This window comes from Vibrio mediterranei (assembly GCF_013364395.1).
GTDB classification, from domain to species: domain Bacteria; phylum Pseudomonadota; class Gammaproteobacteria; order Enterobacterales; family Vibrionaceae; genus Vibrio; species Vibrio mediterranei.
The window spans coordinates 1-21,936 of the sequence record NZ_JABXGK010000007.1 but is presented as its reverse complement, the minus strand read 5'-3'; the positions used below and the strand labels follow the sequence as shown (position 1 = coordinate 21,936).

Sequence of the window (21,936 nt, the reverse complement as noted above, 5' to 3'; positions counted from 1 at the left end):
GAATTGAGGAGGGGAACACTCCCCTCCTACATCACAATCACTTGTGATTATTCAACCACTAGGTCGCCAAAGTAAGGCATTACCATTGGGTTAACAATTGCTGCTGCTTTCACGTTAGACTTCGCGCCCCACGCTTCACTTTGCCAGTGTAGCGGTACGAATGCTGCGTCGTTGTATAGTGTCGCCTCAACGCCTTTCAGCATTTCAGCACGCTTAGCAGGATCCGTTTCTACGTTTGCTGCTTCAACAATCGCATCCATTTCTGGATTTGAGTAGTGACCACAGTTGTACTGACCACGACCCGTTTCTTCGTTACGAGTCATTGTTAGGAACTCGTTGAAGTTCGCTGAATCTTCAGTATCTGAGTGCCAACCGATCATCATCATGTCTGCTGCACACACATCAAACTCTGGCCAGTATTGCGCTTTAGGCATTGTCTTAAGATCTACTTTGATGCCGATCTTAGACAGCATCGCTGCCGCTGCTTGCGCTACTTTCGCGTCGTTCACATAACGGTTGTTAGGTGCCATCATCGTTAGCGTGAAGCCATTTTCATAGCCAGCTTCTTTCATCAACTCTTTCGCTTTTTTCACGTCGTAACGTGGAACAAGCGCATCGTTGTGACCAACGTAGCCTGCAGGGCTTTGCTGGCCAGCAGCTGTTGCGAAGCCTTTCATGATTTTCTTCACGATACCTTCGTTGTTGATTGCGTGAACAATCGCCTGACGAACGCGAACATCTTTCAGTGCTTCGTTGCTTTCTTGGTTCATTTGGAATGTGATGATACGCGTACCAGGTAGCGTCACTAGATCAACACCTTCAGCGCTAGCTACACGTTTGTGGTCGTTTGGCGCAACTGGGTGAATCATGTCAACACCGCCAGAAAGAAGTGCTGCTACACGTGTTGCATCTTCTTTGATTGGTACTAGTGTTAGCTTGTCTACGTTACCTTTAGATTCTTTGTCCCAGTAATCAGCGAAACGCTCAAATTCAACCTTAACGCCTTGCTCACGAGCCGTTACGATGAATGGACCAGTACCAGAAACATGCGTCGATGCAAAAGAGTTACCGTGCTTAACTAGCTCAGATTTGTCTTTGCCATCTGCCGTTTTACCTGAGTAAAACTTGCTATCCATAGGGAAGATGTACGTCGCTGTTTGCAGTACAAGTGGGTAAGGACCTTTAGTCACTAGGTCAAACGTGTAGTCATCAACCTTAACGATTTTCTCATACGGGTCGAAGATAGCTTTAAAGTCAGGAGAGCTTTGAAGACGGTTAAATGTCCAAACAACATCGTCTGCTGTTAGGTCATTACCAGAGTGGAACTTAACGCCTTCACGTAGCTTAAAACGAACCGTCGTGTCATTCACACGTTCCCAGCTTTCAGCTAGACGAGGTTCGAAGTCCATTTCTTGGGTGAAACGAACGAGTGGGTCAAATACCATGTGTGACATTTGCAATGTGCCACCAGACAACTGCTCATGCGGGTCTAGAGATACTGGGTCAGCTGCATAGCCAACTTTGATATCTGCTGCCAGAGTATTAAAACTTAGGCCCGCTGCCATTAGCGCCACTGCTAATTTGCTTTTCATGGTTCTCATTTGCATAACTCCTTCATGCGGGGATCCGGATCCCTTGTTGTTGTGTTTGCTTCTGTTATCGAGTCCCAATAGGGAATTGTATGGCTTACGCCGTTTTTGCTACATCATCTCTTAAGCCTTTGAATTCAGGCATTAAGGAAATTAGGTGCTGACTGTATTCATGCTGCGGATCAGTAAACAACTGCTCCGTCGGTGCCACTTCCAATAGAGTACCCATTTGCATCACGCCCACTCGGTCACACATTTGACGAATTACCGGCAAGTCATGACTGATGAACAGCATGGTCAGATTAAGTTCTTGTTGTAGATCTTTGAGTAGGTTAAGTATTTGAGCCTGAACCGATACATCAAGTGCCGACGTTGGTTCATCACAAATCAACAAACGAGGACGCGTTGCTAGTGCACGCGCGATAGAAATACGCTGACGCTGACCACCTGAGAATTCATGTGGGTACTTCACTCCCGCCATTTTTCCGAGGCCTACGTGCTCAAGCAGGTCTTCGACGATTTGCTTGGTTTCGCTTTCGTTTGCCGTCAGTTTATGGAATCGAATCGGCTCTGCGATGATGTCGTAGATTTTCATACGAGGGTTCATCGACGTATACGGGTTCTGGAACACCATCTGCATCTGGCGACGCATCGGGCGACGCTCTTTCTCAGACTTCAGCGACGTAAGGTCAATACCTTCAAACGTGACTTTGCCAGAGTTAGGCGCATAGAGACCTGCAATCACACGTGCAATGGTCGATTTACCCGATCCCGATTCACCCACTAATCCAAACGTTTCACCTTCATGTACTTCAAAGCTAACGTTGTTTGATGCTTGAACATACTCACGTCGGCTTTCAAATAGCGAATCTTTAGTAACGAAGCGTAGGTTGACGTTTTCTACGTTAAGAAGCGGACCAGTATAATCACGGTGATCTTGGCTTTGACCCAACCAGTGGTTCTTAACATCCAACGGTTCCATCTCATGTGCTTCTTCGATGTAGCTCACAAGAGGGAAACGATCGAGTTTCATGTCTGAACGCGGTACTGCAGAAATCAGGCTACGTGTGTATGGGTGATCAGGTTCACCCAGTACTTTTGCCGTTGGCCCAAACTCTACCAAGTCACCACGGTACATTACCGCTACGCGATCCGTTACGTTAGAAACCACACCCATATCGTGCGTCACCAACATACAACCAACATTGTTCTTGATGCACAGGTCGCGAATCAAACCTAAAATTTGATCCTGAATCGATACATCAAGTGCCGTCGTAGGTTCATCCGCAATGATAAGATCCGGTTCGCCGGCAAGCGCGATAGCGATCACCACACGCTGACGCATACCACCAGAGAATTGGTGAGGGTATTGCTTCAAGCGGTTTTCTGGTTGTGGGATACCCACTTGATTCATAAGATTGAGCGCGCGTTGATACGCTTCATCATCCGATACCTTCATATTGGCATGGATGGTTTCTTTTAATTGTTGCTCAACAGTGAATAGTGGGTTGAGAGAGGTCATTGGGTCTTGGAATATAAACCCGATTTTCGAGCCACGAACTTTGCGCATCGCTTCTGGTGTTAGACCAGAGACTTTTTCTCCATCTAGGAAAACCTCACCACCAGCAATAACGCCAGGAGGTGAAAGCAAATCGATAACAGCGTTACCTACCGTTGATTTGCCCGCGCCGGACTCCCCAACCACACCAACTATTTCGCCGCGTTCAATATTGAACGACAAAGATTTAACCGCGGCATGTACCCCATGGCGTGAAGGGTATTCGATACGAAGATCTTTTACTTCTAATAGTGACATTACCAGACCTCTACTGCTTTGGCAGCTTTCTGCCCCTGTCTGAAAAATTGAATCCATTCTTAGGCAGCATTTTCTGCTGACTATTTATAAGGGCATCAATTTGGCAAATCTTTCACAGAAAAGCAACAAAAATAGGATAAAAATTCGAAATTGAGCAAATCTAAAGCAGTATAAATAAATATATATGCAGTTTAAGTACATATAGTAGTGATACAAGTGGCATGAAAAGTTGATGTACACTCAGAAATTCGTGCTAGACAACGAATATAAAACGCCGAACTTCACGTTATCGGCAATATTTATGACTAATGCCACCCGCATATTTATTCTGATGTAGTTTTAACACTATAGAAACATAAATTTTGTAACATGACAGAGTGCAGCACCAAACTCTAGATCTTCATCACATTTAATACACTGATCACTTTGATAATTCGATTACACAGTATTTTCCGCTATTGTGATTTACAACAAGTCACAACCCTGCATACTGAACAAAATACTGGCCATCGTTCGATCGGTAGAATTTAGCTCCAATTCTTACTCATGAAGAATGGGGGAAATGTTATTCAATGGACGTTTTCATAGACGAACCACTGAAGATTTAGCCGTAGCAATGGCACTCAACAGTCAAATCACCCATCAAGCGCCATAATTACGTTTTAGTGAGGTGTAGTTGTCGGTTCAAAACGGAAAATAGCTTCTATTTTCCTCCACAATTGTTCGCCCGCGATAAATATCGCCGCTACAAAGGTGATATCGCAAGCCAGTGCTATTACCTTTCGATACTCTATCCAGCCCACTCCAAAGGTTGGAAAGTAAAACAGCACAATATTCATAACAGGGCCTGCCACTACCATCAGTAGTAATCCCATATAGTAGCTAAGCCTTGTCGAGTGCCGGCTAGGTTTGAGCTTCAGTAAATGTCTGACAAACCAATTTCTGATTTGCTGCAGGCGCTCCTTGCCTAACAAGCACAGAGCGACAATAGTCGCCACTTCAGGTACACCAAAAATCATTGCACCGCTAAGTAGCGCTTTTTTACTGCTGCAAATCTCCATTGAACTAATCAAGGGAATTAGTAACGGACTTGATAAAGCGAGCAACAGTGCCACCATGCCCAAGCTAACTCGCAAATAAGCTAATACTGAGCGGAACAAAACGCCAAAATCTAATTTCATTTATCGAACACCCTGTTACCCCTCATATAAGAATAAGGGGAGGATAGAAGGGGAAAGCGACTAGTGTATGTCCCTGCGGAGCACTGAGGTCTTACAGCGTATTCCACCACAAAGCTTCGCGTGATGAGCAAATGGAACGGTCACAACCGTTAGCCCTTTTGCTTCCAGTTTTCGATTGAGGGCTGGGGTCTCTTCTGGCATTAAGATGTGGTTTTCATCAAGCATCACTGCACAAGGCCCGGTTGCCAGCGCCTCTTCTCTGTTTGCCCATACCACATCAAAGTCATCCATAAATTCAGGTAAGCCCTTTGGAAAGGCATCTCGATAGGCGATAACAAGTTTAGGGCCGGCTACACACATAACGGCGAACAAATGATGGATTCCTGTATCCTCCACTTCTGTTATGCATACTTGGTAACCATCGTGTTCTAGCATGCGCTTAACCCATTCAGCGCCACGAGCGTTAGTTGATGAAGGGCCCGTTGCCACCAGTACTCTTCCATCGCCTAAGTTGAGTACATCTCCCCCCTCATAAATATAATCTCGACTTAGCGTCGGCCTTGGTGCCGTGTAATGTAAAATGTGGTTATCACCATCAATAAATGGCTGATGGAGTTCTCGCACTGGCGCAATAGAAGCCCAGCCCATATCGCTTGCCCAAACATTCTCCAAAACATTTCGACCTACAACCCAAATAGGTTCTGCAGCGAAGATTTGGGTAAAGACATTCGTTCTTTGGCACGCGGTTATCTCTTCTTCAGGCACTTCCCTAGCCTGATGAACCTTTACGCCAAAGCTCTGAAACGCCTTGACCAACGCATCATTCTCACGCTCTAAAGCCGCAGAAAATGGCGGAGAAGCATGAGAAAGTAACTGTCCTCCCGCTTTTTCACAGAGATCATATAAGTCGGGCTGAAGTACACTCTGATAAGTTGCTTTTACCTCTTCTGTTAGTACTGGCAGGCGGAAGTTCTGGCTATAACCCACAATCACCTCTAGAAGCTTCCCATAAAGGTTGAACTCCCCATAACTGTGTTTGGTTGCAGCTGGTACATAAACTTGGTTTTGTGTTGTCATTTTCGACATAGGATTACTCCTCAAATGGGTTAGAAAAAGAGAGTCCTTTCTCCGATGAACACTTTGAGGTTAACCCAGTCGGCTAAAGAGCAAAAAACACTCTGCGCAGTGAAAGGCTTTCACTTTGGGCGGATATAAGAAGACAACTGAAACAGGAGGATAATGCGCCCTGACCACAACTCGATAGGAAACCACCCCCTCAACTTCAACACCCGCTTCACTACCAATATAAGTTGACATACTGGGCAATTGCAGCTGATTCGAGTTTAACGGCTCACTATTACTTTGCTCGATAATGGTGTAATGCAAGTCGGCAATATTGTTTTCCACTGACGACTCGCTGACCAGCAACACGCGGGTATGCTTGTCTTTCTTAATCAACTTGCTTTCTCGCAACCCAATAGTGACATCACCACTAAATATGTTCACAACATTGAGTTGCAATTCAGCGACATAGTCTGCTGCATGTAAGGAAGGAGCGGCGATTAACACCAACATGAAGGAGAGCTTTCGTAAACAGCCCATTTCTATCACCTTTGCACGTATTTTTCCGAACGGTAGCGTAGTCGAGTTAAGTTCAGCAAGAAACTTAAACTCTGAACGTAATTCCATACTACTCTGGTTACCAACTAGGTTCCGTTCAACTGACTATAACGAGCTAGGCGATTAACCAACTTGGCTTCTGCTTTTAACTGCTGCTGCCATACCAAGCTAAATCGCTTTTGATAGCCAGGTTTTTCCGTCAGTTCTACTTTACCTTCACTCAAAGCCCTAGTTACCTCACCTTTTGGTAGCCAGCCTTTGCCATAAAAATTTATCAAGGCCTCAAGCATATCGGCCGGTCGGTTAAATGAAATAAGGTCTTTGTGTTGGTCCGTATCGTTGATCCACAGCGGCTGTCCGCTTTCATCGTAAACAGACATAACCCGATGCTGTTTGTTTATCTGTAACGGTGCCTGTACCTCGACAAACTGGCGCTCTCCAACATGTTGAGCTTCAAGAAAAGGAGCTAAATGCGGTAATGGTTGAGTCAATGCTAAATCACATTGCTGTTTTATCAGTAGCTGATGAATGGTTGCAGTATCAGTGCGAAACAAATCTACGCTTCGAAGCGAATTGTCAGCAATGATAAGTTGAGAGAGCTGATTTACTTCATCCAGTGCGATGCCGTAATCAAAACAAACCCGCAGCTTTTTGACATTCTCTTTACTGGAGAACGTGTGAGTAAGGGCCAGCACATCATCAAACTCCATTGCTCGCGGCAGAAATTTCAGACCAAAAGAGGACAGTTTAAGCGGCCGAGTACCTTTAATAAACAGCTCATAACCAAGAGAAGCTTCCAAACGACTCACAGTTGCCGTAAGCGCTGGCTGACTTTTGCCAAGTGCTCGTGCCGCTTTTCTCATGCTGCCATGATGGGCAATGGCAACAAAGGTTTTGATTTGATCAAGAGTCATCCTATTGTCTACCTTCCGTTGACTTGTTCATCGCCCAGTCTGTCAAACATTGCAACGCTTGACTCCCTGTTAAATGCTCTCCCCAGAAAACTAATACCCCCCAAGTCGCCTTGAGGTGTGGTTCTGTTACGATTTTCATGGTGTCCGTTAGTTCAATATTGTTGCGCACCGCAGACGTATGACTTGGTAACTCCGAGAGAATGGCGGCTATTTGCTGATGATCAGTGACTTGAATTTGCCAAGGGCAAGGGAAATCGAATCGCCTGTATATTGGAGCGGAAGTTCGCATAACATGAGAGATAGAGAGTTGAGGCAGTGTCAGAAGGTGCCCACTGTCGAATACGATTGACGGCTGGTTGCTAGATTCTAACAACCTTTCACTACTGGTAATCAAATGACTATCCACAGTACCAAGTGAAAAAAAGTTTGGCGTTTCGGGCCAAGGTAAATCAACCAGTGTCACTATCCAATCTAGGCGCTGAGCATTAAAGGCAGCAATCAATTCATCACTAGGCAAGCAATTGACTCTAATACTGATATCCAAATCGATGATAGAAGCTAAGATTTCTTGTTGCCAGACTCGAGGTAAAGCGATATCAACACCGAGAGTCATCTGTGTTGGCGACTCAACGACCACTGTATTTTTAAGCTCATAGTAGCTAGCAATTACGGCCTCTGCCCAAGGGAGTATCGCCTCCCCTTTTTCCGACAACTGTTTCTTGCCCGAGCCAACGACAAACAGCTCACCCCAGCGGCTTTCCAAATTCTGTATCGCCAGAGTTACCGGGCCGTGAGTCTTGCCAAGCTTTTCAGCCGCCGCTACCACCGATCCTGTTTTCGCAACAGCGACAAAGCTCTCTAACTGCTCAATTGATGCCAAGTGATAACCTTTTTAAACCATTAGCTCTAGATATTAGTTTATCAAAGATATTTAACATGGCCTCACGTTTTAGGGAAAGCACTGATTTTGGCTTGCAACATCATGTAGGGAATGCGGGATAAAACAAGCACATTCACCCAATGTCTATATGAGGTTTTTATGAATATCAATGCCATCAAAGCGTTTGTTATTACTACCGAGCTCGGCTCCATTTCCGCAGCTGCGAAAGCGATGAACAAAGGCCGAGTCCAAGTAAGTCAGTGGATCGCCAATCTTGAGTTGGATTGGGGGATCGAGCTGTTTGATCGTGCTGGGCACAAACCCGTGTTAACAGAACAAGGTCAAGCGCTCTTGGATAAAGCATCATCCATTCTACAGCTGTCTGAAAAGTTAGCGTCTCACGTCGAGAAAATAAACGGTTCGGGCGCAGGCTGCATCCGACTTGGGATCACGACATTTATCGACCCGAAAATTGTTTCTCATCTTATCCACCAGCTGCGCGACATTGATGCTGAAATGGATCTGCAGATTGAATTTTCGCCTTGTGATGACCTCATAGCGTCAACCGATTACGACTTTATTATTAGTCACTATCCCTATAGCGGGATTGGTCACTGGGAGTTTATGAATGTCACACAGCGCCAATTCGTTTCAGTCTGCGCGCCTCAACATTCTATTGCCCAACTCGATGAAGTCTCTACAGAACAGCTCAGTCAGCATTTGGCTATCGCTATTACGCAGCAAAATGAATCTTTATGGGGTAGTTACAAGTTCGACACCATGTCGGTCAACAACGTGGCAACTGCAAGACAACTCGCCAAAGATGGCATTGGATGGATTTGTATCGATCAAGACTCAATTAAACATGAGTTGAACAACAATGAGCTCGTCATCATCAATCACCGCGAAGCCATTCAGCGAAGTAAGTTTGGCCTTGGCTACCGCGATTCACACTGTGCTAATGGAATACGAGAAGTACTCTATAACGTTCTTCGTCAGCACGTCTCGCACTAGCGTCGCCTCTGTCATAAACATCGACAGAGTCTGATTTTTACAAAAACGCGCTCCTGATTACTATGCGCTTCGAAACACACAATAAGGTCACAAGACCAAACTTTAAACGAGGAAAATATGAAAAAAGCAACTTTGAAAACCGTTACCGTACTGGCTCTAGTGAGCGCAATCTCGGCTCCTGCTTTGGCGTCAGACGATTCTGGGTTTTATGTGGGAACGTATATGGGTGCGATGTCAGCATCAAACACAGACACAGGCAAAGACACCATTAATCAACCTAGCTACCCAGGCAACATTGACGATACAAAAGTTAAAAGCAACTTTCGCTCACTGGGACTTAAAGCGGGTTACGACTTTAACTCGATGTTTGGGGCGGAAATGCGTCACAGTCGCGACAGTGGCAAGGTAGAGAAAAGTGGTCAAGGTTTAGAAGTTGGCAGTCAAACCGGACTTTACGGAAAGATCAAATTCAATGTATCAGACAGCATTGAGCTGTATGGCTTAGCTGGTGTAAATAACATCCGCCTAAAACAAGCTGGTTTTAAGGAAAATGACAACAAAAAGACCATCAATTCCTTCTCATACGGTGTTGGAGCTCAATACAACTTTACCAACTCACTAGGCGCAAACTTAGAGCTAATGAAACTGTCTAACCACAAACAGTTTGATGCGCACTCTATCAACCTAGGTCTAGCTTACAAATTCTAATTCTCTCTACAACTTAACCAAGTTTGCAAGGATGCAACTTGCCCACTCCAACTTAGCATCAAACTTTCTCTTTGCTGCCTTTACCTTTCACTCTATTTATCACCATCCCAAAATGCAAAAAGCGTCATCACATGACAAGACTTACTTGAGCTAGATATTTAACAAACAAAGCTACTAAAGACGAAAGCTTATTGCGCATTGTCATCCAACTTTCGGTTCAATAAACCAGATTTCAGACGAAAAAAAGCCTCGTCTTTCGACGAGGCTTTTAAATGGTGGTCGGTGAAGAGGGATTCGAACCCCCGACCCTCTGGTCCCAAACCAGATGCGCTACCAAGCTGCGCTATTCACCGACGATGTTTTTTTACGAGTTAACTCGTAAAGGGGAGCAAATGCTACCAAAATAAATGGGGTGGCTAACGAGATTCGAACTCGCGACCACCGGAATCACAATCCAGGGCTCTACCAACTGAGCTATAGCCACCACAAATTTTGTTTTGTTACCGTTTATAACGATAACTGAAATAGTGGTCGGTGAAGAGGGATTCGAACCCCCGACCCTCTGGTCCCAAACCAGATGCGCTACCAAGCTGCGCTATTCACCGACAATGTTCTTTTCAGAACGTTTTCGTTTCGATTAAATCAAAACTGGAAACCGAAGTCACCAAAATAATGGGGTGGCTAACGAGATTCGAACTCGCGACCACCGGAATCACAATCCAGGGCTCTACCAACTGAGCTATAGCCACCATTATGTTTTGCCAATATTTTATCCGGATGGCGCGCCCGAAAGGATTCGAACCTTCGACCTTTGGCTCCGGAGGCCAACGCTCTATCCAGCTGAGCTACGGGCGCATGCCCTATCGGCGGATGGGAATAATACGTATATCACACTATGTCGTAAAGTACTTTTTCAACTTTTTTTCTCGTTTGTTGTCTTTTTCAGCACTTTGAAGCAATAAATAGTGGCTTTACGATGTGATTCACCCCGTGAAGCTGAAAAGTTGTGGTTTATTGCAACAAGTTAACAGGATATAATCACCCAATGTTTACATTGATTTAACAGTCGTTAAGTCAGCAAGCAGAATAAATCGTATAAATGAATAGCAAGCACCGACTTGCTACCTTGTTGGATAGTAAAGTGAGTTTAATGGATATGTCTCGTCGAATCTTAACAGTGTTGTTCGCTGCACTAACTTTTTCTACTGCCTCTTTCGCAGCGGATGTGAGCCAAGAAGAATATGACGCTATCGCAGAGCGTATTAAACCAGTGGGTGATGTTTACTTAGCAGGTAGTGAGCCTGTGGTTGCTGAACCTACCGGTCCACGTGATGGCGCTACCGTTTACAACACCTTCTGTACTGCCTGTCACTCCATTGGCGTTAGTGGCGCACCTAAAACGGGTGACGCTGCCGATTGGGGACCTCGTATTGCTCAAGGTAAAGACGTTCTTAAAGACCATGCAATTAATGGCTTCAACGCGATGCCAGCAAAAGGCTCTTGTATGGACTGTTCTGACCAAGAAATCGTTGATGCTATCGAGCATATGATTGCCGGACTATAGTGTCACGAACTCAATGATCGACAAGGGGGCTGATTCAGCCCCCTTGTTTATTTTTACTTCTTATTAAACATTGCCCGAATATTAGCAATGTGTGCCTGACCTTTTTGCATTCGTTCTTCTGCAGACACCGCTTTTTTTGCTTGTTCCCATTCGACATCATCAAACGGCAATTCATCTAAGAATCGACTATGTTCTGGCTTAATCAGCTCGCCATACTGTCTTCGCTCTTTACATATAGTAAAGGTGAGTTCTTTTTGGGCACGAGTAATGCCTACATACATTAGTCGCCTTTCTTCTTCTACGTTATCTTCATCTATGCTGGTTTGATGTGGCAGGATACCTTCCTCAGAACCAATAAGATAAACATAAGGGAACTCAAGACCTTTCGAGGCATGCAGTGTCATTAGCTGAACTGCATCACTGTCGTCCTCATCTTCTCCGCGCTCCATCATATCTCGAAGCGTGAGCCGTTGAACGACCTCTTTTAATGACTTCTCTTCCTTATCATAATTATCGCCTTCTAAATCTGCGACAATCCATGAGTAGAGATCAGAAACGTTCTTCATGCGCATTTCTGCGGCTTTAGCACTGGAAGAGGTCTCATAGAGCCAATCTTCATAGTTGATGTCGCGAACTAATGAACGCACAGCTTCAACTGTATTACCGCGCTCTGCGTTATCAGCTATAGTCACAACCCACTGCGTGAATCGTCGCAAGTTCTCTAAGCCACGCCCCGATAAGTGCTGCTCCAAACCCAACTCAAAGCTAGCTTCGAACAAACTTTTTCCACGCATATTGGCGTAGCTACCCAGTTTTTCCAACGTAGCAGGACCAATCTCACGACGAGGCGTATTAACGATACGTAAGAAAGCATTATCATCATCAGGATTTACCAAAACTCTCAGGTAGGCCATGATGTCTTTGATTTCAGCACGACCGAAAAATGAAGTACCGCCGGAAATTTTGTAAGGCACCCGGTTTTGCATCAAGACTTTTTCGATAAGTCGTGACTGGTGGTTGCCTCTATATAAGATGGCGTAATCACGATATTCAGTTCGATTCACGAATCGATGCGCAATTAATTCACCCGTCACGCGCTCCGCTTCATGATCTTCATTTTTGGCTTTGAGTACTTTGAGCTTTTCACCGTCAGGGATCTCTGAGAATAACGATTTCTCAAACACGTGCGGGTTGTTAGCAATCAAGATGTTGGCCGCACGCAAGATACGACTGGTTGAACGATAGTTCTGCTCAAGCATCACGACTTTGAGGCTTGGAAAGTCTTTGTTCAGGAGAATCAGGTTTTGAGGCTTTGCGCCGCGCCACGAGTAGATAGATTGATCATCGTCCCCTACGACAGTGAAACGCGCACGCTCTCCCACCAGCAACTTAACCAATTCGTATTGGCTAGTGTTGGTATCTTGGTACTCATCGACCAACAGGTACTGAATTCGCTTTTGCCAACGAGTACGAACTTCTTCATTGGTTTTTAGCAGAATAACGGGCAGAGCAATTAAGTCATCAAAGTCGAGCGCATTATACGCTTTCATTTGTACTTGATACATTTCATAGCAGTGCGCAAATAACTGCTCTTGCTCTGAACGAGCTGAGCCTTTTACCTGCTCTGGAGTCAGCATGTCGTTCTTCCAGTTAGAAATAGCGCCGAGTAGTGAACGCAGCAGGTCTTTATCACCATCGAGTTGCTGTTCGGTCAACTCTTTGAGTAGCGCCATTTGGTCCTGATCATCAAACAAGGAGAAACCAGCTTTGAGTCCAAGCGCCTTATACTCGCGACGTATGATATTGAGTCCCATGGTATGAAAGGTGGAAACCATAAGGCCTTTGGATTCATTTTTACCTAAGGTTTGTCCTACACGCTCTTTCATTTCACGCGCGGCCTTGTTGGTAAACGTTACGGCAGCAATATTTCTCGCTTTATAACCACAGCTTTGTACTAGATACGCTATCTTATTAGTTATCACGCGGGTTTTGCCCGACCCGGCCCCGGCAAGAACCAGACATGGACCAGAGACGTATTTTACCGCCATATCTTGCTGCGGATTTAGCTTCATTGGTGTGCTCACTACTCACGAATTGTAACGCGCACATAATAGACTGCTAATGCTGACAATGCCACGCTCCGTAGGATTTTTTAACTTTTATAGAATAGTGATTAAAAATAAGTTGCGTAAATATACCTCAATTGTTTTATAATGAATGAACGTTCATTCACTATCTATCGGATGGCTATGACGACTATGAATACCAGTGATAAACGACTACAAATCCTCGAAGCGGCACAAAAAATGGTGGCTGAAAAAGGGATTCAAGGCGTATCAATGCAGAAACTGGCCAATGAGGCCGGTGTTGCAGCTGGCACAATATATCGATATTTCGATGACAAAGACCATCTGTTAGAAGAATTGAGGCTTTACGTGGTATCACGCATGGCCAAAGCCGTTCAAGCAGGTGTAGGAGCCGACCAACCATTGAAAGAGCAGTATCGTAAGATGTGGCTCAATATCTGGCACGTCGCAGCTTCAAACATCGATTCGTTGAAAACTCGTGCTCAATATGACTCTATTCCTTCGAAAAATTGTTATACAACTAGGGAACAAGAACGAAAAATGTTTGCCCAAGTTGACAACCTATTCACAGAAGGAAAGAAACAAGGGGTTTTTAAAAACCTCGATAATGAAATCCTATCTGGACTAAGCTTAGAAGCAAGTGTATCGCTTGCACGTAAGCATGCTCTGGGTCTATATCAACTGGATGACGATGCGCTAGATGCAGCTATCGAAGCCAGTTGGGATGCAATAATAAAACACTAATGTGGAGTTCTCGTTAGAATGAAAAAGTGGACATTTTTCATGCTACTTATCGCCGTTCTGCTATTTGGCAGCGTGATAGGTTTCAATCTGTTTAAGCAACAGAAAATCGCTGAATATTTAGCAAACCGCCCGGAGCCTGAGTTTCCAGTCACCGTAACAACCGTGAAACCTGTTGATTGGGTACCGGTTATCGAAGCTATTGGTTTTGTGGAACCAAACCAAGGTGTGACGTTAACCTCTGAAACCAGTGGCGTTATCAGCAATATCTCATTCGCGTCAGGCTCTCAAGTAGAAAAAGGTCAACTCCTTGTTTCTCTTGATTCTGATGTAGAGAAAGCCAACCTTAAAAGCTCAGAAGCTCGCCTTCCTGCAGCAAAAGCAAAGTACAAGCGCTACCAAGGTCTTTATAAGAAAGGTTCAATTTCAAAAGAATCTTATGATGAAGCGGAGGCTAGTTACTTCTCTCTATCTGCTGATATTGAAAGCTTGAAAGCTCAAATTGACCGTCGTGAAATCAAAGCGCCATTTGGTGGTGTTGTTGGTATTCGTAACGTGTTCTTGGGTCAATACCTTCAACCAAGCGATCATATTGTACGCCTAGAAGATACTAGCCTAATGAAACTGCGCTTTACGGTTCCACAAACTGACTTCTCTCGTATTTCTATTGGTCAAGATGTAGACATCTTCGTTGATGCGTATCCAAACCAAGCGTTTAAGGGCTCTATCAGTGCGATTGAACCTGCGGTAAGTATCCAAAGTGGTTTGATTCAAGTTCAAGCGGACATTCCAAACAACGACGGTAAGCTGCGTAGCGGTATGTTTGCACGTGCAAATATCATCCTACCTAAACTTGAGAACCAAGTAACCCTTCCACAAACGGCGATTACATTCACCCTATACGGTGACAATGTTTATGTCGTTGAAGATGTTGATGGTGTGAAACGCGTTAAACAGCAAGTAGTTAAAGTGGGTGAACGCACAGGCGATATCGCTCATATTCTAGAAGGCGTGAAAGCAGATGATGTCATCGTTACATCTGGTCAAGTTCGCCTAAGTAACGACGTCAAGGTCAAAGTGGTAGAAAGCGATGCGACAGTACCACCGGCTGAGACACCGATGCTGTAATTGGAGGCAAAATGCGTTTTACTGATGTTTTCATAAAACGTCCTGTTCTTGCGGTATCGATCAGCTTTTTGATAGCACTGCTTGGTCTGCAAGCTGTGTTCAAAATGCAGGTACGTGAATACCCAGAAATGACGAATACCGTGGTTACCGTAACCACGAGTTATTACGGCGCGAGTGCTGACCTAATCCAGGGCTTTATTACCCAGCCATTGGAGCAGGCCGTTGCTCAGGCCGATAATATCGACTACATGACGTCACAGTCAGTCCTTGGTCAGTCGACCATCACTGTGAACATGAAGCTAAATACCGACCCTAATGCGGCGCTTTCAGATATATTGGCTAAAACCAACTCTGTTCGTTCTCAGCTTCCTAAAGAAGCAGAAGACCCAACGGTGACTATGTCTACTGGCTCAACAACGGCGGTACTTTATATCGGCTTTACCAGTGACGAGCTAGCTTCGAGCCAGATTACCGACTATCTAGAGCGTGTAATTAACCCGCAGCTGTTCACCGTAAACGGTGTATCTAAGGTCGACATGTATGGTGGCATGAAATACGCGCTTCGCGTATGGCTAGATCCACTAAAAATGGCCGCGCTTAAAATGACAGCCTCTGACATCATGAATGTCCTCAATGCCAACAACTACCAGTCAGCAACTGGTCAGGCTACGGGTGAGTTCGTGCTGTACAACGGCAGTGCCGATACTCAGGTCTCAAACACTGAAGAGCTGAAACACCTTGTAGTGAGCTCTAAAGATGGACAAGTGATTCGCTTAGGTGATATCGCTAAAGTAACGTTAGAGAAGAGCCATGACGTTTACCGAGCAAGTGCTAATGGTCAAGAAGCCGTAGTAGCTGCGATCAATGCGGCCCCTAGTGCTAACCCGATCAACATTGCTGCAGATGTACTTCAGCTTCTTCCACAACTTGAGAAGAACCTGCCTAGCAACATCAAAATGAACGTGATGTATGACTCTACGGTTGCGATCAACGAATCGATTCAAGAGGTTATCAAGACCATTCTTGAAGCAGCACTTATCGTACTTGTGGTTATCACTCTGTTCTTAGGCTCTTTCCGTGCAGTACTGATCCCTATCGTGACAATTCCGCTATCGTTGATCGGTGTGGCAATGGTAATGCAGGCGATTGGTTTCTCTTGGAACCTAATGACACTACTGGCTATGGTACTGGCTATAGGTCTGGTAGTAGATGATGCGATCGTTGTTCTTGAGAACGTTGACCGTCATATCAAGCTTGGTGAATCCCCATTCCGCGCTGCCATTATTGGTACACGTGAAATTGCGGTACCAGTTATTGCGATGACGCTGACGCTTGGTGCCGTATATGCGCCAATCGCGTTAATGGGTGGTATCACGGGTTCGTTATTTAAGGAGTTCGCATTAACGTTGGCGGGGTCGGTATTTGTATCAGGCATTATCGCATTAACGCTATCACCGATGATGTGTTCGAAGCTGCTTAAAGCCAACGAGACACCAAACCGCTTTGAGCAAAAAGTACATCACGTACTAGACGGCATGACATCACGTTATGAAAAAATGCTTGGCGCGGTAATGCAGCGCCGTCCTGTGATCATTGCGTTTGCCGTCATCGTGTTTGCTTCTCTACCTATGCTGTTTAAGTTCATTCCAAGTGAACTGGCTCCATCGGAAGATAAAGGCGTGGTGATGTTAATGGGTACAGGACCGTCTAACGCAAACTTAGACTACCTGCAAAACACCATGAACGACGTAAACAAAATCCTAACTGATCAGCCAGAAGTGGCGTTCGCTCAGGTGTTCACTGGTGTGCCTAACTCAAACCAAGCATTTGGTATTGCTTCTATGGTTCCTTGGAGCCAGCGTGAAGCGAGCCAAGCAGAAGTTGCTAACCGAGTAGGTGGGCTTGTGGCTGATGTACCTGGTATGGCAGTAACAGCATTCCAGATGCCAGAGCTACCAGGCGCAGGTTCGGGCCTTCCGATTCAGTTTGTTATTACCACGCCTAACAGCTTCGAAAGCTTGTTTACGATTGCAACTGATATCTGGACTGACGTACAAAAGAATGCTCAGTTTGTTTATTCAACACTGGATCTGAACTACGATTCAGCGACGATGAAAATCAATATCGACAAAGATATGGCGGGCGCTTATGGCGTAACCATGCAAGATATTGGTATCACGCTGAGTGCGATGATGGCAGATGGTTACGTTAACCGTATCGACCTCAATGGTCGTTCTTATGAGGTTATCCCTCAGGTTGAGCGTAAATATCGTCTAAACCCAGAATCGATGAACATGTACTTTGTTCGTTCTGATGATGGCCAAGCTATCCCGCTAGGCAGCTTAATCTCTATTGATGTTGTGGCAGAGCCTCGCTCTCTACCTCACTTCAACCAGCTAAACTCAGCCACTGTTGGTGCTGTTCCAGCTCCAGGTGTAGCAATGGGTGATGCGATTGCTTGGTTTGAATCAACAGCAGAGAACAAGCTACCAAGTGGCTACAACCATGATTATATGGGTGAAGCTCGTCAATACGTAACTGAAGGAAGCGCGCTTTACGCAACGTTTGGTCTAGCTCTGGCGATTATCTTCTTGGTACTGGCTATCCAGTTCGAGTCCATCAAAGACCCATTCGTTATCATGGTATCGGTACCACTGGCGATATGTGGTGCTCTGATTGCTCTGGCATGGGGTGCAGCCACCATGAACATCTACTCACAGGTGGGTCTAATTACCTTGGTCGGCCTTATCACCAAGCACGGTATCCTTATCTGTGAAGTAGCAAAAGAAGAGCAGCTAAACCACAAGAAGAGCCGAATGGAAGCAGTTATGGAAGCGGCGAAAGTTCGTCTTCGCCCTATCTTGATGACAACCGCGGCGATGATTGCAGGTCTAATCCCACTGATGTACGCCACAGGTGCTGGTGCAGCTCAGCGCTTTAGTATCGGTATCGTAATCGTAGCGGGTCTTGCTATTGGTACTCTGTTTACTCTGTTTGTTCTTCCGGTAATTTATACTTACCTAGCAGAGAAGCACAAACCTCTACCAGTCTTTGTTGAAGACAAAGACCTAGAGAAGATAGCTCGAGTTGACGCAGCTTCAGCAGCTTGTCGAGAAAATCGCTCTTAAGGTGAAGACTAATTAGAAAAAGGCCACAATGTGGCCTTTTTTATTAGCTCAAATAACGACTTTCTTTATCGGATTACATAGAATAAGAAGTATCACTTAAGGAGTTACCAGACATGTTTGATCCAAAGAAACTTGAACAGATTGCTAAGCAAATTCACGACTCAATGCCTCAACCAGTGAAAGAACTTGGTGCGGATGTTGATCAGAAAGTACGCCAAGTCATTCAAGGCCAATTGAATAAGCTTGACGTCGTTAGCCGTGAAGAGTTTGATGTGCAAACTCAAGTGCTACTGCGCACTCGTCAAAAGCTGACAGAGATGGAACAAAAACTAGCAGATCTAGAGCAAAAGCTAGCGGATAAGTAATCGCTTTTTTTGCGGTATTCGCAAATTGCCAAATTGCATAGACAAAAAAGGGGGCTTACCAATTGGTAGCCCCCTTTGCTATGTTGTGTTTACTTTATTATCTGATTTTTATTTGGTCGGCTTAGCCACCTACAGCGATACGCTTCATGTCTGTCATGTAACCACGTAGCTCTTCACCGATGTACTCTACAGGGTGATTGCGGATAACATCGTTTACTTCGATTAGTTTGCCGTTATCGACTTGATTAGATGTCTCACCTAGACCTTTACCGATTACGTCAGTACCTACTGATGGCATGAACTTCTCGCGAAGCAGTGGTGTTGCTACGTTAGCGAATAGGTAGTTACCGTACTCAGCTGTATCTGAGATTACTACGTTCATTTCGTATAGACGCTTACGTGCAATCGTGTTTGCAATTAGTGGTAGCTCATGTAGAGACTCGTAGTATGCAGACTCATCAATGATGCCAGATGCCGTCATTGCTTCAAACGCTAGCTCAACACCTGCGCGAACCATAGCCACCATTAGGATACCGTTGTCGAAGTACTCTTGCTCTGAGATTTCTACATCAGACGCAGGGTAGTTTTCGAATGCTGTTTCAGCTGTCTCTGCACGCCACCCTAATAGGTTTACGTCATCATTTGCCCAGTCAGCCATCATAGTGCTTGAGAACTCACCTTGGATGATGTCATCCATGTGCTTGTTGTAAAGCGGACGCATTAGGTCTTTTAGCTCTTCAGACAAGTCAAACGCTTTCACTTTCGCAGGGTTAGATAGACGGTCCATCATGTGCGTGATGCCACCGAATTTCAGTGCTTCAGTGATAGTTTCCCAACCGAACTGAAGTAGTTTACCTGCGTAGCTTGGGTCGATACCGTCAGCAATCATTTTCTCGTAACATACGATTGAACCTGCTTGTAGCATGCCACAAAGAATAGTTTGCTCACCCATTAGGTCAGATTTAACTTCAGCAACGAATGAAGACTCTAGAACACCAGCACGGTGGCCGCCTGTTGCTGCTGCCCATGCTTTAGCGATTTCAAGACCATCGCCTTGAGGATCGTTCTCTGGGTGAACAGCGATAAGAGTCGGAACACCAAAGCCACGCTTGTACTCTTCACGAACCTCAGTACCTGGACACTTAGGTGCAACCATTACAACCGTTAGGTCTTTACGGATTTGCATACCTTCTTCAACGATGTTGAAGCCGTGAGAGTAACCTAGAGATGCGCCTTCTTTCATTAGCGGCATTACCGTTTCTACCACGTTAGTGTGCTGTTTGTCTGGAGTTAGGTTAACAACTAGGTCAGCTTGAGGGATTAGGTCTTCGTAGCTACCAACAACGAAGCCGTTGTCTTTTGCGTTTTTGAACGATTGACGCTGCTCATCGATTGCTGCCTGACGAAGTGCGTACGACACGTCTAGGCCAGAATCACGCATGTTCAAGCCTTGGTTTAGGCCTTGAGCACCACAACCAACAATGACTACTTTCTTACCTTTTAGGTAATCCGCTTCTGAAGCAAATTCAGAACGATCCATAAAACGACAACGACCTAGTTGGTCCAATTGCTCACGCAAGTTAAGAGTATTGAAATAGTTAGCCATAGTGGGGCTCTCCTGTTGAATTCTGTCCGTAGTGTCGATGGTTATCATCGAATGAGTTCATACTAATGCAGAGTCGAAATTGCTTAAAGTGATATATTCACAATTTGTCATTGCAAATAATGCAACAACAGATATCTTTAGTACTATGAATATTAAAAGTCTCCAAGCTTTTATCCATTTGTGTGAGAGTAAAAGCTTCAATAAAACCGCAACGGCAATGCATATCAGTGCGTCAGCCCTCAGTAGACAGATCCAAAAGCTTGAACAAGATACTCATCAAAACTTGTTCTTGCGTGACAACCGTTCTGTCGAACTCACGCCAGCAGGAAAAAAACTGCTCCCTATTGCTGTAAATATCGTTAGTGAATGGCAGCAGTTCCAATCAGAAAGCCAACATGGAGAGAATGAGCTGAGAGGTAAGCTTCGACTGTTTTGTTCCGTTACCGCGAGCTACAGCCACCTCCCAGAGTTACTTGCCGAGTTTAGATTGCTTTACCCTTATATAGAGTTCGAACTCTCTACTGGCGATCCTGCACAAGCTATAGATAAAGTCCTCAGCGATGAAACCGATATAGCCATCTCAGCATTACCAGAGCTGTTACCTGCTCGATTAGAGTTTGAGCCGATCAGTGACATACCACTCTCTGTAATAGCCCCTGTTGGTGTTAGTAGTTTTGGCTTGGAATTAGCCGAAGGGCTGCCTGATTGGAACAAGATCCCATTCATTGTCCCCGAAGCAGGAACAGCACGAGAGCGAGCAAATGCGTGGTTTAAAAAAATGCGCATTAAACCCAATATATACGCTCAAGTATCAGGACATGAGGCAATTGTAAGTATGGTTGCACTGGGATGTGGCGTTGGAATTGCTCCGGAAGTGGTTATCGTAAACAGCCCAGTTCGAGATAAAATTCAACGCCTAAAACTAGAGCCTATTAAACCATTCAAACTTGGCGTGGTATGTAAACGCTCTAATCTAGAGAATCAATTGCTCTCAGCTTTCTGGAAAGTGGCGGAGAAAGTGTATATCCAGCCTTAGCATTAATAATCATCAAAAACGAAAAAGGCTCTGACCTAAATCAGAGCCTTCAAATATGGCAGGGGTGGAGAGATTTGACCGGGCTGGCGACCCAGCTCCCAACACATCGCTTTGAAAAAGCGAAAACAAAAAAGGCTCCGACCTAAGTCAGAGCCTTTGAATATGGCAGGGGTGGAGAGATTCGAACTCCCAACACGCGGATTTGGAATCCGCTGCTCTGCCAATTGGAGCTACACCCCTAACTTCGTATTTAATCAGAGCTATTTAATATCTTAGGTGAAGAGGTTAGATTCCGAACAAGCCACCCAATACGCGACAGTTCGTTATTCTAACCGAATTAAACACCACTCGACCCCGCGACCCCCGGCGTGACAGGCCGGTATTCTAACCAACTGAACTACCACTCCGCAGTGGTCTATTTAAAGTCCTATCTAAAACGTCCCTTAAACACATGTTGTTCAAAGCCTGGCGATGTCCTACTCTCACATGGGGAAGCCCCACACTACCATCGGCGCTATTGCGTTTCACTTCTGAGTTCGGCATGGAGTCAGGTGGGTCC

17 protein-coding genes, 6 tRNA genes and 1 rRNA gene are annotated in these 21,936 nt (G+C 45.1%); 8 read left to right on the top strand and 16 right to left on the bottom strand.

All coding sequences use genetic code 11. The annotated features are described in order from the left end of the window. Positions 1 to 47: 47 nt before the first annotated feature. The 7 genes from HOP38_RS16595 to HOP38_RS16565 form a co-directional block, all read right to left on the bottom strand. Positions 48 to 1,601, bottom strand: a complete 1,554-nt coding sequence (locus tag HOP38_RS16595) for an ABC transporter substrate-binding protein (protein WP_006072063.1) — start codon at positions 1,599 to 1,601, stop codon at positions 48 to 50. A gap of 85 nt (positions 1,602 to 1,686) precedes the next feature. Further along, on the bottom strand, positions 1,687 to 3,405 hold the full coding sequence (locus HOP38_RS16590) for a dipeptide ABC transporter ATP-binding protein (protein WP_006072061.1): 1,719 nt from the start codon (positions 3,403 to 3,405) through the stop codon (positions 1,687 to 1,689). A gap of 662 nt (positions 3,406 to 4,067) precedes the next feature. Then, complete coding sequence (locus HOP38_RS16585) at positions 4,068 to 4,586, bottom strand: transporter suffix domain-containing protein (protein ID WP_031494526.1); 519 nt, start codon at positions 4,584 to 4,586, stop codon at positions 4,068 to 4,070. A gap of 60 nt (positions 4,587 to 4,646) precedes the next feature. Continuing rightward, positions 4,647 to 5,672, bottom strand: a complete 1,026-nt coding sequence (locus tag HOP38_RS16580) for a dimethylarginine dimethylaminohydrolase family protein (protein WP_124940479.1) — start codon at positions 5,670 to 5,672, stop codon at positions 4,647 to 4,649. Positions 5,673 to 5,732: 60 nt separating this feature from the next. Continuing rightward, on the bottom strand, positions 5,733 to 6,275 hold the full coding sequence (locus tag HOP38_RS16575) for a hypothetical protein (RefSeq protein WP_198558525.1): 543 nt from the start codon (positions 6,273 to 6,275) through the stop codon (positions 5,733 to 5,735). 17 nt (positions 6,276 to 6,292) lie between these two features. After that, positions 6,293 to 7,120: a LysR family transcriptional regulator gene (locus HOP38_RS16570; protein ID WP_198558524.1), complete on the bottom strand. Its 828-nt coding sequence runs from the start codon at positions 7,118 to 7,120 to the stop codon at positions 6,293 to 6,295. 1 nt (position 7,121) lies between these two features. Next, positions 7,122 to 8,000, bottom strand: coding sequence for a LysR family transcriptional regulator (locus HOP38_RS16565; protein ID WP_198558523.1), 879 nt, complete (start codon positions 7,998 to 8,000; stop codon positions 7,122 to 7,124). A 159-nt stretch (positions 8,001 to 8,159) separates the two neighbouring features. Between HOP38_RS16565 and HOP38_RS16560 the strand changes: the two genes are divergently transcribed. Then, positions 8,160 to 9,014, top strand: a complete 855-nt coding sequence (locus HOP38_RS16560; protein ID WP_198558522.1) for a LysR family transcriptional regulator — start codon at positions 8,160 to 8,162, stop codon at positions 9,012 to 9,014. 117 nt (positions 9,015 to 9,131) lie between these two features. Next, positions 9,132 to 9,722 carry a porin family protein gene (locus HOP38_RS16555; RefSeq protein WP_198558521.1) on the top strand — a complete coding sequence of 197 codons (591 nt, stop codon included), beginning with the start codon at positions 9,132 to 9,134 and terminating at the stop codon, positions 9,720 to 9,722. Positions 9,723 to 9,998: 276 nt separating this feature from the next. On the opposite strand, the gene HOP38_RS16550 is transcribed toward HOP38_RS16555, so the two are convergent. The 5 genes from HOP38_RS16550 to HOP38_RS16530 all read right to left on the bottom strand — a co-directional run bounded on the left by HOP38_RS16550 (position 9,999) and on the right by HOP38_RS16530 (position 10,577). Then, positions 9,999 to 10,075, bottom strand: a tRNA-Pro gene (locus HOP38_RS16550). Positions 10,076 to 10,130: 55 nt separating this feature from the next. Continuing rightward, a tRNA-His gene (locus HOP38_RS16545) sits at positions 10,131 to 10,206 on the bottom strand. A 44-nt stretch (positions 10,207 to 10,250) separates the two neighbouring features. After that, positions 10,251 to 10,327, bottom strand: a tRNA-Pro gene (locus tag HOP38_RS16540). 68 nt (positions 10,328 to 10,395) lie between these two features. Further along, positions 10,396 to 10,471, bottom strand: a tRNA-His gene (locus tag HOP38_RS16535). A gap of 29 nt (positions 10,472 to 10,500) precedes the next feature. Then, positions 10,501 to 10,577 (bottom strand) — tRNA-Arg (locus HOP38_RS16530). A 295-nt stretch (positions 10,578 to 10,872) separates the two neighbouring features. On the opposite strand from HOP38_RS16530, the gene HOP38_RS16525 reads away from it, so the two are divergent. Continuing rightward, positions 10,873 to 11,286 (top strand): c-type cytochrome, encoded by a 414-nt coding sequence (locus HOP38_RS16525; protein WP_031493886.1) that lies wholly within the window; start codon positions 10,873 to 10,875, stop codon positions 11,284 to 11,286. A 53-nt stretch (positions 11,287 to 11,339) separates the two neighbouring features. Here HOP38_RS16525 and rep read toward each other — a convergent pair whose 3' ends face one another. Further along, the gene (gene rep / locus HOP38_RS16520; protein WP_038228634.1) at positions 11,340 to 13,358 is read right to left on the bottom strand and encodes a DNA helicase Rep; all 2,019 of its coding nucleotides are present in this window, start codon (positions 13,356 to 13,358) and stop codon (positions 11,340 to 11,342) included. Positions 13,359 to 13,535: 177 nt separating this feature from the next. Here rep and HOP38_RS16515 point away from each other — a divergent pair, with 177 nt between their 5' ends. The 4 genes from HOP38_RS16515 to ubiK all read left to right on the top strand — a co-directional run bounded on the left by HOP38_RS16515 (position 13,536) and on the right by ubiK (position 18,735). After that, positions 13,536 to 14,117: a TetR/AcrR family transcriptional regulator gene (locus HOP38_RS16515; protein ID WP_198558546.1), complete on the top strand. Its 582-nt coding sequence runs from the start codon at positions 13,536 to 13,538 to the stop codon at positions 14,115 to 14,117. Between the two features lie 18 nt (positions 14,118 to 14,135). Beyond that, positions 14,136 to 15,242, top strand: coding sequence for an efflux RND transporter periplasmic adaptor subunit (locus HOP38_RS16510; protein ID WP_006075383.1), 1,107 nt, complete (start codon positions 14,136 to 14,138; stop codon positions 15,240 to 15,242). A gap of 11 nt (positions 15,243 to 15,253) precedes the next feature. Beyond that, positions 15,254 to 18,370: a multidrug efflux RND transporter permease subunit gene (locus tag HOP38_RS16505; RefSeq protein ID WP_031493888.1), complete on the top strand. Its 3,117-nt coding sequence runs from the start codon at positions 15,254 to 15,256 to the stop codon at positions 18,368 to 18,370. 113 nt (positions 18,371 to 18,483) lie between these two features. Next, positions 18,484 to 18,735 carry a ubiquinone biosynthesis accessory factor UbiK gene (gene ubiK / locus HOP38_RS16500; RefSeq protein WP_006075379.1) on the top strand — a complete coding sequence of 84 codons (252 nt, stop codon included), beginning with the start codon at positions 18,484 to 18,486 and terminating at the stop codon, positions 18,733 to 18,735. Positions 18,736 to 18,856: 121 nt separating this feature from the next. Here the strand turns inward: ubiK and ilvC are convergent, their stop codons facing one another. Next, a complete protein-coding gene (gene ilvC / locus HOP38_RS16495) occupies positions 18,857 to 20,341 on the bottom strand; it encodes a ketol-acid reductoisomerase (RefSeq protein WP_006075378.1) in 1,485 nt (494 codons plus the stop codon). Between the two features lie 145 nt (positions 20,342 to 20,486). Between ilvC and ilvY the strand changes: the two genes are divergently transcribed. After that, entirely contained in the window at positions 20,487 to 21,377 is an 891-nt protein-coding gene (ilvY, locus tag HOP38_RS16490) for an HTH-type transcriptional activator IlvY (RefSeq protein ID WP_038223308.1), read from the top strand. A 163-nt stretch (positions 21,378 to 21,540) separates the two neighbouring features. On the opposite strand, the gene HOP38_RS16485 is transcribed toward ilvY, so the two are convergent. Together HOP38_RS16485 and rrf are read right to left on the bottom strand one after the other, a co-directional pair. After that, a tRNA-Trp gene (locus tag HOP38_RS16485) sits at positions 21,541 to 21,617 on the bottom strand. 223 nt (positions 21,618 to 21,840) lie between these two features. Further along, positions 21,841 to 21,936: ribosomal RNA gene (rrf, locus tag HOP38_RS16480) — 5S ribosomal RNA — on the bottom strand; the annotation flags it as partial.